The sequence below is a fragment of the Endozoicomonas sp. ALD040 genome (assembly GCF_049275945.1).
Classification (GTDB): domain Bacteria; phylum Pseudomonadota; class Gammaproteobacteria; order Pseudomonadales; family Endozoicomonadaceae; genus Endozoicomonas_A.
In genome coordinates this window covers 4,411,075-4,426,821 of the sequence record NZ_CP184829.1, presented here as the reverse complement: position 1 = coordinate 4,426,821, position 15,747 = coordinate 4,411,075, and the positions used below count along the sequence as shown (strand labels likewise).

Annotated in this window: 16 protein-coding genes and 13 tRNA genes; 7 read left to right on the top strand and 22 right to left on the bottom strand. The window is 48.3% G+C overall.

The features are described from left to right. The first annotated feature begins 1 nt into the window (after window position 1). Together ACOJUN_RS16475 and ACOJUN_RS16470 are read left to right on the top strand one after the other, a co-directional pair. Entirely contained in the window at window positions 2-433 is a 432-nt protein-coding gene (locus ACOJUN_RS16475) for an IS607 family transposase (protein WP_422137084.1), read from the top strand. A gap of 936 nt (window positions 434-1,369) precedes the next feature. After that, on the top strand, window positions 1,370-1,558 hold the full coding sequence (locus ACOJUN_RS16470) for a zinc ribbon domain-containing protein (protein WP_422133009.1): 189 nt from the start codon (window positions 1,370-1,372) through the stop codon (window positions 1,556-1,558). A 63-nt stretch (window positions 1,559-1,621) separates the two neighbouring features. On the opposite strand, the gene ACOJUN_RS16465 is transcribed toward ACOJUN_RS16470, so the two are convergent. Then, window positions 1,622-2,122: a GAF domain-containing protein gene (locus ACOJUN_RS16465; protein ID WP_422133008.1), complete on the bottom strand. Its 501-nt coding sequence runs from the start codon at window positions 2,120-2,122 to the stop codon at window positions 1,622-1,624. 258 nt (window positions 2,123-2,380) lie between these two features. Here ACOJUN_RS16465 and ACOJUN_RS16460 point away from each other — a divergent pair, with 258 nt between their 5' ends. Further along, entirely contained in the window at window positions 2,381-2,581 is a 201-nt protein-coding gene (locus ACOJUN_RS16460) for a hypothetical protein (RefSeq protein ID WP_422133007.1), read from the top strand. 206 nt (window positions 2,582-2,787) lie between these two features. On the opposite strand, the gene ACOJUN_RS16455 is transcribed toward ACOJUN_RS16460, so the two are convergent. The 15 genes from ACOJUN_RS16455 to ACOJUN_RS16385 all read right to left on the bottom strand — a co-directional run bounded on the left by ACOJUN_RS16455 (window position 2,788) and on the right by ACOJUN_RS16385 (window position 7,581). Next, window positions 2,788-2,863, bottom strand: a tRNA-Glu gene (locus ACOJUN_RS16455). 34 nt (window positions 2,864-2,897) lie between these two features. Then, window positions 2,898-2,973, bottom strand: a tRNA-Ala gene (locus ACOJUN_RS16450). Window positions 2,974-3,168: 195 nt separating this feature from the next. Next, window positions 3,169-3,244, bottom strand: a tRNA-Ala gene (locus ACOJUN_RS16445). Window positions 3,245-3,247: 3 nt separating this feature from the next. After that, window positions 3,248-3,323: transfer RNA gene (locus ACOJUN_RS16440), tRNA-Glu, on the bottom strand. A gap of 43 nt (window positions 3,324-3,366) precedes the next feature. Then, a tRNA-Gly gene (locus ACOJUN_RS16435) sits at window positions 3,367-3,442 on the bottom strand. Window positions 3,443-3,450: 8 nt separating this feature from the next. Next, window positions 3,451-3,526 (bottom strand) — tRNA-Glu (locus ACOJUN_RS16430). Between the two features lie 43 nt (window positions 3,527-3,569). After that, window positions 3,570-3,645: transfer RNA gene (locus ACOJUN_RS16425), tRNA-Gly, on the bottom strand. 8 nt (window positions 3,646-3,653) lie between these two features. Next, a tRNA-Glu gene (locus ACOJUN_RS16420) sits at window positions 3,654-3,729 on the bottom strand. A gap of 43 nt (window positions 3,730-3,772) precedes the next feature. Then, a tRNA-Gly gene (locus ACOJUN_RS16415) sits at window positions 3,773-3,848 on the bottom strand. Between the two features lie 34 nt (window positions 3,849-3,882). After that, window positions 3,883-3,965 (bottom strand) — tRNA-Gly (locus ACOJUN_RS16410). Between the two features lie 34 nt (window positions 3,966-3,999). Next, a tRNA-Gly gene (locus ACOJUN_RS16405) sits at window positions 4,000-4,082 on the bottom strand. 95 nt (window positions 4,083-4,177) lie between these two features. Further along, a tRNA-Glu gene (locus ACOJUN_RS16400) sits at window positions 4,178-4,253 on the bottom strand. A 53-nt stretch (window positions 4,254-4,306) separates the two neighbouring features. Further along, window positions 4,307-4,382: transfer RNA gene (locus ACOJUN_RS16395), tRNA-Ala, on the bottom strand. A gap of 258 nt (window positions 4,383-4,640) precedes the next feature. After that, window positions 4,641-6,134 (bottom strand): glutamate--tRNA ligase, encoded by a 1,494-nt coding sequence (gltX, locus tag ACOJUN_RS16390; protein ID WP_422133006.1) that lies wholly within the window; start codon window positions 6,132-6,134, stop codon window positions 4,641-4,643. Between the two features lie 154 nt (window positions 6,135-6,288). Further along, window positions 6,289-7,581: a cation:proton antiporter gene (locus ACOJUN_RS16385; protein WP_422133005.1), complete on the bottom strand. Its 1,293-nt coding sequence runs from the start codon at window positions 7,579-7,581 to the stop codon at window positions 6,289-6,291. A gap of 269 nt (window positions 7,582-7,850) precedes the next feature. Between ACOJUN_RS16385 and ACOJUN_RS16380 the strand changes: the two genes are divergently transcribed. The 3 genes from ACOJUN_RS16380 to ACOJUN_RS16370 all read left to right on the top strand — a co-directional run bounded on the left by ACOJUN_RS16380 (window position 7,851) and on the right by ACOJUN_RS16370 (window position 10,204). Further along, window positions 7,851-8,729, top strand: coding sequence for a LysR family transcriptional regulator (locus ACOJUN_RS16380; RefSeq protein WP_422133004.1), 879 nt, complete (start codon window positions 7,851-7,853; stop codon window positions 8,727-8,729). 63 nt (window positions 8,730-8,792) lie between these two features. Further along, the gene (locus tag ACOJUN_RS16375) at window positions 8,793-9,716 is read left to right on the top strand and encodes a hypothetical protein (protein WP_422133003.1); all 924 of its coding nucleotides are present in this window, start codon (window positions 8,793-8,795) and stop codon (window positions 9,714-9,716) included. A gap of 110 nt (window positions 9,717-9,826) precedes the next feature. Further along, on the top strand, window positions 9,827-10,204 hold the full coding sequence (locus tag ACOJUN_RS16370) for a RidA family protein (RefSeq protein ID WP_422133002.1): 378 nt from the start codon (window positions 9,827-9,829) through the stop codon (window positions 10,202-10,204). Between the two features lie 40 nt (window positions 10,205-10,244). Here the strand turns inward: ACOJUN_RS16370 and ACOJUN_RS16365 are convergent, their stop codons facing one another. Beyond that, entirely contained in the window at window positions 10,245-10,805 is a 561-nt protein-coding gene (locus ACOJUN_RS16365) for a DUF2058 domain-containing protein (protein ID WP_422133001.1), read from the bottom strand. A 193-nt stretch (window positions 10,806-10,998) separates the two neighbouring features. Here ACOJUN_RS16365 and ACOJUN_RS16360 point away from each other — a divergent pair, with 193 nt between their 5' ends. Then, window positions 10,999-11,514, top strand: a complete 516-nt coding sequence (locus ACOJUN_RS16360; RefSeq protein WP_422133000.1) for a shikimate kinase — start codon at window positions 10,999-11,001, stop codon at window positions 11,512-11,514. A gap of 92 nt (window positions 11,515-11,606) precedes the next feature. Here ACOJUN_RS16360 and ACOJUN_RS16355 read toward each other — a convergent pair whose 3' ends face one another. The 5 genes from ACOJUN_RS16355 to rplM form a co-directional block, all read right to left on the bottom strand. Then, window positions 11,607-12,362, bottom strand: a complete 756-nt coding sequence (locus ACOJUN_RS16355; protein ID WP_422132999.1) for a cytochrome c1 — start codon at window positions 12,360-12,362, stop codon at window positions 11,607-11,609. After that, window positions 12,362-13,594: a cytochrome b gene (locus tag ACOJUN_RS16350; protein WP_317142580.1), complete on the bottom strand. Its 1,233-nt coding sequence runs from the start codon at window positions 13,592-13,594 to the stop codon at window positions 12,362-12,364. Before ACOJUN_RS16350 ends, ACOJUN_RS16355 begins: the two co-directional genes overlap by 1 nt. After that, a complete protein-coding gene (petA, locus tag ACOJUN_RS16345) occupies window positions 13,594-14,187 on the bottom strand; it encodes a ubiquinol-cytochrome c reductase iron-sulfur subunit (RefSeq protein WP_422132998.1) in 594 nt (197 codons plus the stop codon). The genes ACOJUN_RS16350 and petA overlap by 1 nt, the downstream gene beginning before the upstream one ends. A gap of 480 nt (window positions 14,188-14,667) precedes the next feature. Further along, entirely contained in the window at window positions 14,668-15,060 is a 393-nt protein-coding gene (gene rpsI, locus ACOJUN_RS16340) for a 30S ribosomal protein S9 (RefSeq protein ID WP_252176279.1), read from the bottom strand. Between the two features lie 12 nt (window positions 15,061-15,072). Then, window positions 15,073-15,501, bottom strand: coding sequence for a 50S ribosomal protein L13 (gene rplM, locus ACOJUN_RS16335; RefSeq protein WP_252176280.1), 429 nt, complete (start codon window positions 15,499-15,501; stop codon window positions 15,073-15,075). Window positions 15,502-15,747 lie beyond the last annotated feature (246 nt).

The window sequence follows — 15,747 nt, the reverse complement described above, 5'->3', positions numbered from 1 at the left end:
GATATGCTATGCAAGAGTCAGTTCTGGAGAGCAAAAATCCAGCATTGACACGCAAAAGCATATCTTACTCCAAAAACATCCTGACGCAGAATTTATCAGCGATATTGCCAGTGCTTTCAACTTTAAGCGAAAAGGACTGCAAACCATTCTGGAATCAGCGGTGTGCGGAAATCCAACCCATATTGTGGTTGCCACAAAAGATCGCCTTGCCCGATCAGGATTTGAACTTATCAAGTGGCTTGTTGAATTATCGGGAGGACAAATCGAAGTTTTGGATGACCCGGATAACGCCTGTGAGCCATTCGACACCCAAGAGCTTATCGGTTTCATTACCTCATTCTGCAATAGCCACTACGGGAAGCGATCTGCTAAAAGACGCAAAGGACGCAAAGATAGTAGCGTCAAAAAAGATCAGGTTTTACCCAGAGAATGAGCAAGCCTATCACGATGCCCTGATACTCTATCGCAGGTCGTACAACCTTGCTGTTGAGCGTTTCCGCAATGATGACTATAAAGATGCCAGCGGAAAATTCATCAACATGCGACCCGCCATTAAAGCTCAAGTGGAGCAGGAGCAAAAAGAAAGTGGCAGGGCTTATAACTCGATTGTTTCTGATAATGGAACACTGGCGGCAGCGACCACATTCAAAGCGGTCTGCAAGCACAACAAGAAGCTCAAGGGAGCTAAAGAGGGCTTTGCAGAAATCAGTTTCAAAAGCCGCAAAGGTAGCAGGCACTCATTCTCTATTGACCGTTTGCCAAAGGGATTAAATCCCTGCGTAGAGGCTCTTGGCAAGATTCACCTGACAGAAGATCTGCCAACAGAAGCGATTGGCAAGTCTTGTGTCATAACCTACGACAAAGGTCGCTGGTTCATTCAGGTTCAACAACATATTGAGCTAAATCCCGAAATCCAAGGGAAGGTTAGATGCGTTGGAGTTGACCCCGGAGTTCGCACCTTTGCCACTTGCTACAGCGAAAAAGAGGCGTTGATAGCGGGTAATAACGTTGCAAAAACAAAGCTGTTCCCACTGATGAAGCAAGTGGACAGCTTGATCAGTCAAAAGCAAAAAATCCTGAACACTCAGAAGGGCGTTGAGTTCCCCGATATGCCCCAATGGGCAAGAGATCGGATTATTCATTTCAACAGGGAAATTGACCGGCTGAAATGCAAAAAGGATGACATTGTTCTTGATCTGCATAACCGGCTGGCGTTCGAGTTGGTGTCGAACTACGACGTTGTATTTTTGCCAACCTTTGAGACAAGAGGTATGGTCACACGCAAAGATAAGAAGGTTCGCACCATTCGCCGTAACACCTGCCGCCAGATGCTTGACCTCAATCACTACCAATTCAAAAAGCGGCTTAAGTGGTACGCCAAAAAGTATGGAAGCATGTAGTTGATTGCAACGAAGCCTATACATCCAAGACTCAATCATGGAACGGGACCATTGACGAAAAATTAGGTTCTTCCAAAATTATTAAGGGTGAGGGCTTCACCGTTGATCGTGATATCAACGGTGCCAGAAATGTCTTTCTTAAGTGTTTGACAAGGTAGCTTGAACCTTAGCCATAACAGCGAGTGTTGCGCTCGTTGCGGTTTTAATCAAGAGGATAGACCTCAGTAGCAAAGCTGGTCGAATTGAACCCTTTCTTCCAGCAATTCTGCCAAGGCCTCCAGACCTTTTTGGTCTTCTTCATCAAAACGGGAAGTGATCGGACTGTCGATGTCCAGAACCGCTTTCACCTCACCCCCTTTAGACAACGGAATCACGATCTCGCTCTGACTGGCTGAATCACAGGCAATATGACCAGGAAATGCAGTCACATCAGCCACTAGCTGGGTGGTTTGGTCCCGGGCAGCAGTACCACAGACGCCCCGGCCAAACGGGATGCGAACACAAGCAGGATTACCCATAAACGGCCCCAGTACCAGCTCATTGCCCCGGACGATATAAAACCCGGCCCAATTTACCTCTGCCATGGTCGTAAACAGCAGGCTGGCAACATTGGCGAGATTGGCTAGTGCATCCATTTCACCCTCAGTCAATGCCTTTGCCTGAGCCACCAATATTCGATAAAAGCTGGCTTTATCCTCCGGCATCTCAACAACTTTAAACATACTTGCACTCATTTAGATACAGCTTGATACAGCCCTAAGTTAGTAGCAGTTCGCAGCAGAGTACGTAGCCACTGCCGTTATTATCACCATCAGAGCCAGTTTATATACAAGTTCAGAGACTCCAAGGGGAACTTATGTCTCTAAAGTCACTCTAACTAATTATAAGGCTAACCGTGCACTTTCCCGAAGCCCGTCTAAGCTGGACTAGTGTTAAGAAGGGGGTGTGTGTTCAAAAGCACAATTAACAGAGAGGCTGTAATGTTCAATTTACATCGAATTCTTGAAGAAATGTCGACCACCGGATGGATCATCGTGGCTTTCTGCCTGGTGGCATGGATTGCCGCTACCTACCTGATGGGAGAGATTTCCGACAAACATTGGGGCGACAGGGAATCTGGTGCTTTGGTAGGCTTCTTCGTACCCGGTATTCTCTTTGTAATTGGCCTTTATATGCTCTGACATTTCTGTCTGGTTGATTCAGCCTGCATCAGCCAGACAATTCACTTTCTGGCTGACCGACCTGGACAAACAGACTGATGAAAAGCATTCTGCACATTTAATAATTAAGAAGGGAATCGGTGCCAGGGAAAGGAATTGTATTGCAGCAACGAATGATTGAATTATCTTTTCGATCATCTCAATTTATTCATCACTTCAAAGATAAATGGCATCCCGTAGGGGACTCGAACCCCTGTTACTGCCGTGAAAGGGCAGTGTCCTAGGCCACTAGACGAACGGGACACAATATTTAGCTAACACCAGGAAAGTGTTAAATTGGTGGAGCTAAGCGGGATCGAACCGCTGACCTCAACACTGCCAGTGTTGCGCTCTCCCAGCTGAGCTATAGCCCCAAAATCTGATGAGTATTATGCAGTTATTTTCTCAATGATCAAGTAGTAGATACTACCGAGGTCTGTGACACTCCCCGCCGTGCGGAGGGTTTACGGCGATTTTGTCAAAAAGCAAATTCATTAAGAGCTCAATCGAACTTTATAAAGACATAAAAAAAAACAGTCAAATGACTGTTTTTTTATGAAGCATTATTATGGTGGAGCTAAGCGGGATCGAACCGCTGACCTCAACACTGCCAGTGTTGCGCTCTCCCAGCTGAGCTATAGCCCCAATTGGCATCCCGTAGGGGACTCGAACCCCTGTTACTGCCGTGAAAGGGCAGTGTCCTAGGCCACTAGACGAACGGGACATAATCTTTTGTGTCTATATGCTTGTGCATACAGCCTTTAATTTGGAGCGGGAAACGAGACTCGAACTCGCGACCCCAACCTTGGCAAGGTTGTGCTCTACCAACTGAGCTATTCCCGCATTTTAAATGGCATCCCGTAGGGGACTCGAACCCCTGTTACTGCCGTGAAAGGGCAGTGTCCTAGGCCACTAGACGAACGGGACACAATCTCTTATGTCTATATGCTTGCACATACAGCCTTTAATTTGGAGCGGGAAACGAGACTCGAACTCGCGACCCCAACCTTGGCAAGGTTGTGCTCTACCAACTGAGCTATTCCCGCATTTTAAATGGCATCCCGTAGGGGACTCGAACCCCTGTTACTGCCGTGAAAGGGCAGTGTCCTAGGCCACTAGACGAACGGGACACAATCTTTTGTGTCTGTATGCTTGTGCATACAGCCTTTAATCTGGAGCGGGAAACGAGACTCGAACTCGCGACCCCAACCTTGGCAAGGTTGTGCTCTACCAACTGAGCTATTCCCGCAATGAAGATAATTTAGGACTTCTTCAAAGTCCGGAGCAGGAAACGAGACTCACTCTTTAACTCTGAGGCGACCCCAACCTTGGCAAGGTTGTGCTCTACCAACTGAGCTATTCCCGCAATGAAGATAATTTAGGACTTCTTCAAAGTCCGGAGCAGGAAACGAGACTCACTCTTTAACTCTGAGGCGACCCCAACCTTGGCAAGGTTGTGCTCTACCAACTGAGCTATTCCCGCTTAATCAGTGCATTCAACAATGAACTGAGCGACGCAGTCTAATGACTTAGCCGGTCAGAACAATCAGTAAAAATACTATTCACCGACTTTGAAAATGGCATCCCGTAGGGGACTCGAACCCCTGTTACTGCCGTGAAAGGGCAGTGTCCTAGGCCACTAGACGAACGGGACACAATTTTTTATTCAAACGCCTATGACGAACAAAACGTCTGGCTTTGAAAATTTGGTGGAGCTAAGCGGGATCGAACCGCTGACCTCAACACTGCCAGTGTTGCGCTCTCCCAGCTGAGCTATAGCCCCAAAATACTCCTTAACACTCCGGCTCACCCTACCCTTCCTGAAAAGATGTTTGGCTGCCCCGAAACGCAGGGCGAATGATATGGATGCCCCCCTGACCTGTCAAGCTCACTTATGAAAAAATGTTTAATTGAAGCAGATAGTTATATAGTTTTTTATCGCTGGACGCTTTACCGCTCAGGCTTTAAACAAAGCTTCTGCCCCTGATAAAGAAAAAGCCGGAAAAATCCAGCCTTTTCTATAGGGAGGGATGAGTCAGGTTTACTTAGACCCAGCGCCCAGTGCCCTGAACTCTTTTTCAAAACGCTTGGTTTCTTTCTTGGACAATCCACCCAGAACATTGACCGCATGGCGCAGACGGGCACGAGTCATGTCGGCACCGAGAATGGCCATAGAATCCATTACCGACCAGGAGTTCGGTGTCCCGGCAATGGCGATAAAGATTGAAGGATTAAAATCTCCCAGCTTCAATCCCATCTCCCCGGCAAGGGTTTTCACTTCAGCAAAGATATTTTCTTTGTTCCACTGCCTGAGCTGCTCCAGTCTCCAAAGGGTGAACTGCAGCACTTTCTTTACCTCAGCCAACGCAAGCTTTTTATGTATAAAGTCTTCTTCTGACAGCTCTAACATGCCAGAGAACATAAAGCTGGCCATGGGAGCAAAGTCAGCCAGAGTTTCGACACGCCCCTGGGCGAAAGGCAGGAACTTCATAATGTAGTCGCTGTTGAGCAACCATTTATGAAGGCGATCGGCAAACTGCTCGGTGCTCAGATCCTCACGAATCCAACTGGCGTTCAGCCACGACAGTTTTTCCTGGTCAAAAATCGGACCACCCAGGGAAATACGCTGGATGTCAAAGTTTTCAACCATCTCTTCCAGGTTAAACTTCTCGCGCTCATCCGGCATCGACCAACCCATACGAGCCAGGTAATTCAGCAGCGCTTCTGGCAGGTAGCCGGCATCCCGATAATAGGTAATACTGGTTGGATTCTTGCGTTTGGATAGCTTGCTCTTGTCCGGATTTCGCAGCAGTGGCATGTGGCAGAGCTTTGGCATTTCCCACTCAAAGTATTGATAAAGCAGCTGGTGCTTGGGTGCAGAACTGATCCACTCTTCACCCCTGATGACATGAGTAATACCCATCAGGTGATCGTCGACCACATTAGCCAGATGGTAAGTAGGCATACCGTCTGCTTTAACCAGAACCTGCATATCCACCTGAGACCATTCAATTTCGATGGTGCCACGCAACATATCTTCTACTTTGCTACTGCCTTGAGAAGGTACCTTCATGCGAATAACATGGGGCTCGCCTGCAGCCATCTTGCTCTGCACTTCTTCTTCAGACAAATGCAGACAGTGACCATCATAACCTGAGCCCTGTTTGGTTTCAGCCTGCTCTGCTCTCAGGGCATCCAGACGCTCAGCGCTGCAGAAGCAACGAAAAGCATGCCCTTTATCAAGCAGCGCTTGCGCGTGCTCGTCGTAAATTTCACGTCTTTCACTTTGACGATAAGGGCCATGAGGACCGCCCACATCAGGGCCTTCATCCCAGTTCAGCCCCAGCCAGCGCAAAGAGTCGAGAATCTGCTGTTCAGATTCAGCGGTACTTCGCGCCTGATCAGTGTCTTCTATGCGAAGCAGAAACTGCCCACCCTGACTTTTGGCGAAAGCCATATTAAACAGGGCAATATAGGCCGTTCCCACATGGGGATCGCCGGTAGGTGAGGGAGCTACGCGAGTACGAACAGTCATGATCTACTAATGAGTAAAGTTTTAAGTGGCCGCTAGTCTACACCCTGCAGGGCCGCATCGACAACGAATCAACGACCGGTTAATACTTGAGGCCAACAATCCGTTCATTAGCGTTGCTGCTTATTATTGCTTTCACGATGAATCATTAAAAGGGTTATCCCCCCAGCTTTTTCATAGCTTCTCTAACTATGATGTAGTGTTGATTGACACCCAGCTTTCTCATCAGCCAGTTTACTGTAGTGCCCTGAACCAGAAGAGAGAACAAAATCACAGCCAGAGTCATGTCCATAATCAGTTTTTTCTCGGGAATACTGTCAGGAATCGACAGCATCAGTGCAACAGGCACTACACCTCTCAAACCACCCCAAAACATAATGGCTTTGATTTTGTTATCCACCGGACGCCCCACCGGCAGGCGGTTAGATATGGGCAGGAGCAGATAGACGACGACCAAACGACCAATCAAAACAGAAGCAATGGCGATCAACAGGTAAGGGTAATAGTACTGTAAGTGGTCCAGATTTCTGAATAACAGGTTTTCTTTCATCCCCAAAAGCAGGAAAATCAGGCTGTTAGCAATAAAGGCCACAAACTCCCAAAAAGGCGTAATAAAGCTGCGCACCTGTTGAGACAATACTTTTCCTGAATTGGATCGAGTAACGATACCCGCAGCAATAGTTGACATAACACCGGATACTCCCAGAACGTGGTCAGCAACGATAAAGCTGCTATACGCCAGGATAGTGGTATGAGCAATCTGCACAAAGGGCTCGTTTCTGCCCAGCTTCAATAGCCAGTCCATACCGATACCCATGACCAAACCAACCAGTATTCCGCCAAAGAAGATTTCGATAAATGACCAGACTCCGTCGAACAGAACACCGACGCCGAGGCCGCCACCGGCCTGAATAACCGCCAGGACAATCCCGAAGATAACAATTGCTGTGGCATCATTAAACAGACTCTCTGCATCCATCAGCATAGACATTCGAGCCGGCGCTCCAACTTCCTTGAACAGGGCAATAACGGCAACGGGGTCCGTTGCAGAAATCAGCGCCCCGAACAGCATAGCTCCAGCGAGACTGAGAGGAGTCAGCACATTCATGATGACCCCAACCACCAGCATAGAAAGGATTACGCCAAATATGGCCAGATTCAACACCGAAGTCATCTCACGAAACAGATATGGAGGCTTTATGTTGATAGCCGCATCAAATATCAACACCGGAAGCAGGATATACATGATCAGATCATGGGACAGTTCGACCTTTAATAAGGGCCCCAATACGTCAGTGTATTGCGCCAGAATTCCCAGAGCCATGCCGATTACTACCAGACCAATGGTATAAGGAAACCGCAATTTTTTTAGTAATATGGCTGAGCTGGTGGCAAGCAGCAGCAGAGCAGCCAGTATCAGGACCTGTGTAGCAAGGCCGGTTTCATGCATATCAAAACCTCTGAAAACGATTCAATGAGACATCAGGATTATGTCGATTCGGGTAGACCAGGAAGAACAATTGCGCCTGAGGTACCAAGGAAAAATAGCATCCCACAGAGGAATTGACAGCTCAACCAGGAGACTGGTGCAGAGCTTACATCAGCCGTTAACTCCATAGGTTACAAAGACGTAAAGGTGAAGACAATCAGACATCTTAAAATTCAGTATTGTGCTCAACCAGTTTAAAATACAAGCGTTACCCTAATCAGAACCTCAACATGCACATCACACTGAAACAGCTCAAGACATTCCGGGCTGTCGCAAGTCTCGGACAGGTTCGCCTGGCTGCCCAACAGCTTAACCTTTCTCAACCCGCTACCAGCATGGCCCTTGCCGAGCTGGAGAATCAGCTGGGCTGCCAGCTTTTTGACCGCACTGGCAACAAGCTCCTGATCAATCACCAGGGCGAGCTACTCATGCCTCTGGCCTCCGAGTTACTGGATCGGACGTCTGAAATAGAAACTCTGTTTAGAGATCTGCAAAACACCGAATCGGGTCATCTTCGAATCGGTGCAAGTACCACAATTGGCAACTATTTGTTACCCGATATTCTGGCCCGGTTCAGTGCAGACTTTCCCAGGATCAGCTTTAACATGGATATCCGTAATACCGAGACCATCATCAAGCGGGTAACCAGTTTTGACCTGGATATTGGCTGTGTAGAGGGTCCCTGCCAGCATGAAGATATTGACGTCATCCCCTGGAAAGAAGATGAACTGCTGGTCATCTGCAGCCCTGACAACCCTATAGCTAAACGGGGGGAAATCTCACTGGAAGAACTCAATCACCAGCAGTGGATTCTCAGGGAACCGGGCTCTGGCACCCGAAATATTTTTGATCAACATCTGAGCCAAAAGCTGACTGACCTGCCTATCAAGATGGAACTAAACCAGTCAGAAGCCATCAAAAAGCTGGTACAGTACGGTCAGGGCATCGGCTGCCTGTCCCGGCTTTGCGTCAGCCATGAACTGGAGCTGGGCGAACTGGTTGCTGTCAAAATCTCCGGAATCACCATGAAAAGAACCCTCTCTCTGTTGCTTCACAGGAAAAAGTATCAGAGCCAGATCATTCAACTGATACTGAAAGCTCTTCGCTGACAGAAACCGGAATATTGACTATTTTAAGTGAGCTACTGATGAACAGCGTACAGGGATATTATTTTGCAGCTCACGGCAAAGCCTTCACACTCAAAACCGCTTTTTACCAGCAAGACCATCTGGAATATTGTTTTTCTGATTCTGGCATTCTGGTTGGCCAAAGCTAATGCCTCCGAGTCTGAAGAGACCGAGCCTGCATCGAAAATAAGCAATGCAGAGCTGGAAAAGCTGGATGTCAATGAACTGAAAATGACTGTGCTTACGGACATCTCCAGCACAATAATCAGTGACGAAGAGCTTGCCAGCAGTATCAAGACCAACATCGCAAGCCTGGTCATCAGCCCCCTCATGCTCACACCTGAAGTTCAGGTTGTCGGCAGTGATGAGTTCACACGCCCAATAGCTGTCAGTTTTCAGAAAACCTTTGAGCAGAGCTTGATGAATATGCTTGATGAAGCCCTCCTCAGTCATGCAATAGCGATTATCCACACCCGCAAACCGACCACCCCGCTATGCAATCCTGTGGGCAAAGCACTCAGACAAACCATGTCAGCTTCCATGCAGGATGACCCGCACCGGGTTAAAACCATTCAGGACAGGACTTTCACCCTGCGCAGAATGGCGCAGAAAGGTTCACCTGTGGAGCTTTATGTGGCGTACACCAAAGGCGGTCTGGATAAACGCTCGCCCGAGGAACAGCAGATTTATAAAAAAGAGGTTAATAACACTGCCAATTCCAGTCTCCGTGACAAAGAGATGACCTGCACTGAAATGCCTGATGAAATAGTAGGCGCCTCCTACTTACTGACCACTAAACGAGGAAACACGCTCTTCTTTAGCACTAATGGTACTCAGGCGGCGGATGCTGCTGGCAGTACTGTCTGGAGATTCTGGTTCGGAAGTTTGAAAGATGCTTCCGTCGAAAAGCGTTACAAAGAAGTGATCAAGTACCTTAAAGAAGGTGGTCTGGATATTACTGTTAAGTAATTGTACCTGAATCGGCCAGTTACCCCCCCTCACTACGATGACAAAGCCCTGACAGGTGATTAGAATCCGCAAACTAAAATTGGTAAACCGCCCCAGATAACTTAAGTATTATGCACAAAGTCATTGAAACCCCGGATGCACCACCTGCCATTGGCCCATACTCCCAGGGGATTCAGTTTGGCAACCTGATTTTCACCTCCGGCCAGCTGCCCATTGAGCCTGAGACCGGAGTAATGTCTGAAGACACCAAAGAACAGGCTCATCAGTGTCTGAAAAATCTAAAGTCTGTTCTGGAAGCCGCAGGCAGCAGCCTGAATAAGGTCAAGAAAGCGACGGTGTTCGTAAAAGATATGAATGACTTCACTGATATCAATGAAGTTTACAAGCAGTACTTTACCTTCCCTTTCCCTGCTCGCAGTTTGGTAGAAGTGGCTCGCCTGCCCAAAGATGTGAAGGTAGAAATTGAAGTCATTGCCACCACTGAGTAGTCAGTTGCGTCAGTAAGGGGGCCTGAACGCCCCCAATACTTCACCACATCAAATCGTCCGGAATTTCATAATCCGCGTACCACTCCTGCTCTTCTTGGGTCAGCTCGCTCTGACTTTCAGACTGAACAACCACAGCGGCAGGTTGACGCTCTTCAATCTTTCTGGCCACTGTTGCGGGAATCACCCGATATTCTTCTTCGTCTGCCTGACTCAGAATACCGATCGCATAAAGCCCCCGACTCAGTCTGTTTTGCATGTCTTCAGAGACATAGATCTTTTTAACCTTGCCATCCACCACAAAGTTATAACCCACATCACCGACTTCCCGGGGAATAGTGTTCATCTCAATGAGCTGACAAACCTGTGCAGCAAACGCCTTTTTCTGACGTTCTTCCTCCAGTTTGCGATTGAGCTCACGATCACGTTCTATCTGGTCGGCTTTCTGCTTTTCCAGTTCAATACGGCGTTTTTCCTGATCGGTCAGCTCACCAGTCTTGGCAGCCTGCTTCTTCTTTTTCTTATTACTGGATTTGGCTTTCAATGCCTGTTGTTTGGTTGCCAGACCAGCGCCCATCAGCTGGTCTCTTAATGATTTACTCATGGATTGCTCAAAATAGATGGATCGAAGATGGATAAAATCTCAGGAGTGATATCTTAGCAGCCGCGTGATTTCGGAGCCAGCCGAACTCTGGTAGATAAGACACATGCCTTCAACAGAGGGCTTGCAGTTGAGCATTCAGGTGTTTGAAAATAGGCCACTAAACTCTGGAAAGCAGTCACGGGTGACGCTAACAATGAAAAACAACATCACACTGATCGGTATGCCAGGCGCTGGAAAAAGTACTATTGGTATTATTCTGGCCAAAGATCTGGCCTTTGGCTTTCTGGATACCGATGTACTGATCCAGATCAGCCAACAGAAAACCCTGCAGGATATTGTTGACGGATCAGGCTATATGTCTCTTCGAGACATTGAAGAAGCAGAACTGCTCAAAGTTAATCTTAAACGGCACATCATTGCCACCGGGGGCTCAGCCGTTTACAGCGAAGCCGCCATGAAACATCTTGCTAAAGAATCGGTCATCGTCTTTCTGGATCTGGACCTTGAGCAGATTCGTCAGCGCATTCATAACTTTGATACACGGGGTATCGCTCGTGCAGAAGATCAAACCATTGAGGATCTGTTTGAAGAACGGGTGATGCTTTACAAGAAATACGCAGATGTAACTATCGATTGCCGAACCCTCTGTCAGGACTCGCTGGCACTGGAAATCATTGAGCAGGTTAAACCACTTCTTCAAACAGATTGAGTGATCGCAACTACCCGGGGAAAAACAGCAGATAACAAAAAGCCCATGACAGATATTCCGACATGGGCTTTTTTACGCTAACAGACTGTCAATCAGTGAATATCTTTCCAGTATTCGCGCTTGAGCAGCAGAGCTACGATGAAGAGCAGAACCAGGAACAACAAGACATAGATACCCAGCTGCTGACGCTTCTGCTTCACAGGCTCAGCAGAGTATGACAGGAAGTTGGTCAAGTCATACATCGCCTGATCGTATTCAGCCGGAGTCAGGGAGCCTTTGCGCTCAGGATCCACAACCAGACCACAAATCTTCTCACCGGTCAGAGGATCACGCTCGGTCGGGCTTGCACCCTGACAGCTGTCAATCTGAACACCTTGAAGCTCCATCAGCACATGAGGCATACCCACGTCAGGGAATACCTTGTTATTCACACCCCACGGACGCTTTGGATCTTCATAAAAAGTACGCAGATAGGTATAGACCCAGTCTTCACCACGTACCCGGGTCACCATGGTCAGATCCGGTGGCGCAGCACCAAACCATACCTTGGCTTCATCCTTGCGCATACCGTTCTTCATAAGATCACCGATCTTGGCAGACTTTGGTACCAGATTTTCCATCATCAGATCGTGTGGAATACCGATATCGTCGGCTACACGCTCGTAGCGCTGGAACTGAGTCGCATGACAGCCCGCACAAAAGTTCTGATAATACATGGCACCACGCTGCAGCGATGCCTTGTCAGAGTGATCAGTCTCAATCGGATCCAGAGGATAACCTGAACCACCCGCCGCAAATCCAAGCACTGGGACCAGCGAAAACAACAGGGTAATTATTGTTTTTTTCATTATCCGGTCACCCTCTCCGGTACAGGTTTGGTTTTTTCCCATCGTGTATAAAACGGCATCAACAGGAAGAATGCGAAGTAATACAGGGTGCAAAGCTGTGCAATCAGTGTGTAGGTTACTGTCGCCGGCTGAGTTCCTAACCAGGTCAGCACCGCAAAGACAATGGCAAACAGGAAGATCCCAACCTTGCTGATAATACCCTTGTAGCGCCAGGATCTGACCCGGCTGCGATCCAGCCATGGCAGGACAAACAAAATAGCAATCGCTGCCCCCATCATGATAACACCACCGAGCTTGGAGTCGATCGGACCTATGTCAAAGGTGATCGCACGCAGGATGGAGTAGAAGGCTCCGAAGTACCATACCGGTGCAATATGCGCTGGAGTCTTCAGTGCATCGGCCTGCTCAAAGTTAGCGTACTCAAGGAAGAAGCCACCCATTTCAGGGAAGAAGAACATGACACTACAGAACACAAACAGGAAGACTGCAACCCCTACCAGGTCTTTCACGGTGTAGTATGGGTGAAATGGAATACCATCCAGAGGTACGCCGTCCTTGTCTTTCAGCTTCTTGATATCAACACCGTCAGGGTTGTTGGAACCCACTTCGTGCAGGGCAATGATATGCAAGACCACCAAACCCAGAATAACGATAGGCAGAGCCACAACGTGCAGAGCAAAGAAACGGTTCAGAGTAATACCCGAGATCAGGAAGTCACCCCGGATCCACTGCTGCAGGTCTGGACCAATAACAGGGATAGCACCGAACAGGGAAATGATAACCTGGGCACCCCAGTATGACATCTGACCCCATGGCAGCAGGTAGCCCATAAAGGCTTCAGCCATCAGCGCCAGATAAATGGCCATACCAAAGATCCACACCAACTCCCTTGGAGCTCGGTAAGAGCCGTAGATCAGACCACGGAACATGTGGAGGTAGACAACGATAAAGAAGAAAGATGCGCCGGTAGAGTGCATGTAGCGAATCAGCCAGCCGTATTCCACATCACGCATGATGTATTCAACAGAAGCAAAAGCCTGCTCTGCACTGGGCACGTAACTCATGGTCAGCCAGATACCGGTCAGCAACTGGTTAACCAGAACCAGCAGCGCCAGAGAGCCGAAGAAATACCAGAAGTTAAAATTCTTTGGTGCGTAGTATTTACTGAGATGATCTTCCCAGACCTGGGTGACAGGTAGCCTGGCATTAAGCCAATCCATGAAGTTGCCCATTACGCATTCTCCTCATCTTGGCCGACAATGATGACTGTGTCGCTCTCAAAGGTATAAGGAGGCACTTCCAGATTGGTGGGCGCAGGCACTCCCTTGAATACACGACCAGCCAGATCGAACTTCGAACCATGACATGGGCAGTGGTAACCACCTTTCCATTCAGGGTCAAATTCCATCGGTTTAACTTCAGGCATGTATTTGGGTGAACACCCGAGGTGGGTGCAAAGACCGACCAGAATCAGGTACTCATCCTTCACGGAACGGTACTCATTTGCTGCGTACGCTGGCTGTTCTGATTTCTCGGACCTGGGGTCTCTCAACTTGTCATCCAGAGACCTTATATTATCCAGCATGGCCTGGGTTCGTCTTACCACAAACACAGGCTTACCGCGCCATTCAACTACAATCTGCTGTCCCGGCTCCAACTTGCTGAGGTTCACCTTCACAGGAGCACCAGCAGCCTTTGCTTTGGCACTGGGATTCCATGACTTGATAAAAGGTGTAGCGACCCCAACGGCCCCGGCAGCCCCCACCACCGAAGTCGCAGCCACGAGAAAGCGGCGCCGGCTGTTATTTACGCCGTTGTCACTCATTTAACCTACTCTCCCCATCCAGGCAAATGCCCAAAAACTTCTTTTAATTCACGGGTGGGATATTAGCAGGGAGTACAAGAGTTACGTCTCTTACTAAGAGAAAAATCTTTAAATGACCTTTCTCTCACCCCCTGTCAAAGCCTTGTCTGATTATTTGTCCCACCTAAGCAGCAGAGCGTAATGATACTGGTTTTAGTTTCTATACAAAAGCCTTACATGAAGTTTTCCTTAACCTCTGAATCAAACCCTTACGCCACAGGAACTCCAGCCCCCCCATTGTCCAAGGGCATATTCTATTACATCCAGCCCAGGCCATATTTGTTAAACATCCAACACTGATTAAGTTTGTTTTTTATACAAACAACCTTCGCCAAGGATACAAAACACCAGCGATCGTACCGTTTTCTTTTTTTCAGCCAAAAAAAACGCCCGCATAAAGCGGGCGTTTTCTGCAGCGCCTGAAAACAGGCGCCAGCGACATCAACGCTTGGAGAACTGTGGACGCTTACGCGCTTTGCGCAGACCCACTTTCTTACGTTCAACTTCACGTGCATCACGAGTCACATAGCCAGCTTTACGCAGAGGAGAACGCAGGCTCTCATCGTACTGGATCAGCGCACGAGTGATACCGTGACGGATAGCGCCGGCCTGACCGGAACCACCACCACCGTTAACGGTGATTTTAATGTCGAATTTTTCCAGCAATTCGGTCAGTTCCAGAGGCTGGCGAACAACCATACGAGCAGTCTCACGACCGAAGTATTCGTCCAGGCTACGGCCATTGACAGAAATACTGCCAGAACCAGATTTCAGGAAAACGCGAGCGGTAGAAGACTTACGACGTCCGGTACCGTAGTATTGAGTCACTGACATGGCTACCCCCGATTAAATGTCCAGTTTCTGTGGCTGTTGAGCAGCATGCGGATGCTCAGTACCGGCGTAAACTTTCAGCTTACGGTACATGTCGCGACCCAGAGGGCCTTTTGGCAGCATACCTTTAACAGCTTTTTCAATGACCATTTCTGGCTTGTGCGCAATCAGCTTTTCAAAACTGGCTGAACGCAGGCCACCAGGGAAGCCAGTGTGACGGTAATACATTTTGTCAGACGCTTTACGACCAGTAACATGGACCTTCTCGGCATTAACAACAACGATGTAATCGCCAGTGTCAACGTGAGGAGTGTATTCTGGCTTATGCTTGCCGCGCAGACGGGTTGCAATTTCGGTAGCCAGTCGCCCCAGGGTCTTGCCTTCAGCGTCGACCACGAACCAGTCACGTTTTACGGTTTCTGGCTTTGCACTAAAAGTTTTCATTAAATTCGCCTCAGTAGTATTGCTCTCGCAATACCTGTTCTTACTTGGCCGCCCTTCTCAGGGAACTGATCAGGGATCGAAGCAAGGCTAACAGCTCCGGCAACGACCTGTTCAAACATGGGCGCTCAATTGGGAAACGGGAGCGGTATTATATCGTCTGTTCACAGGAATGAAACCCCCTTCCGACACATTAGAGGATTCCTACGTATCCGCTGATACAAATAATCTGCAAATACCCTTGTGAAC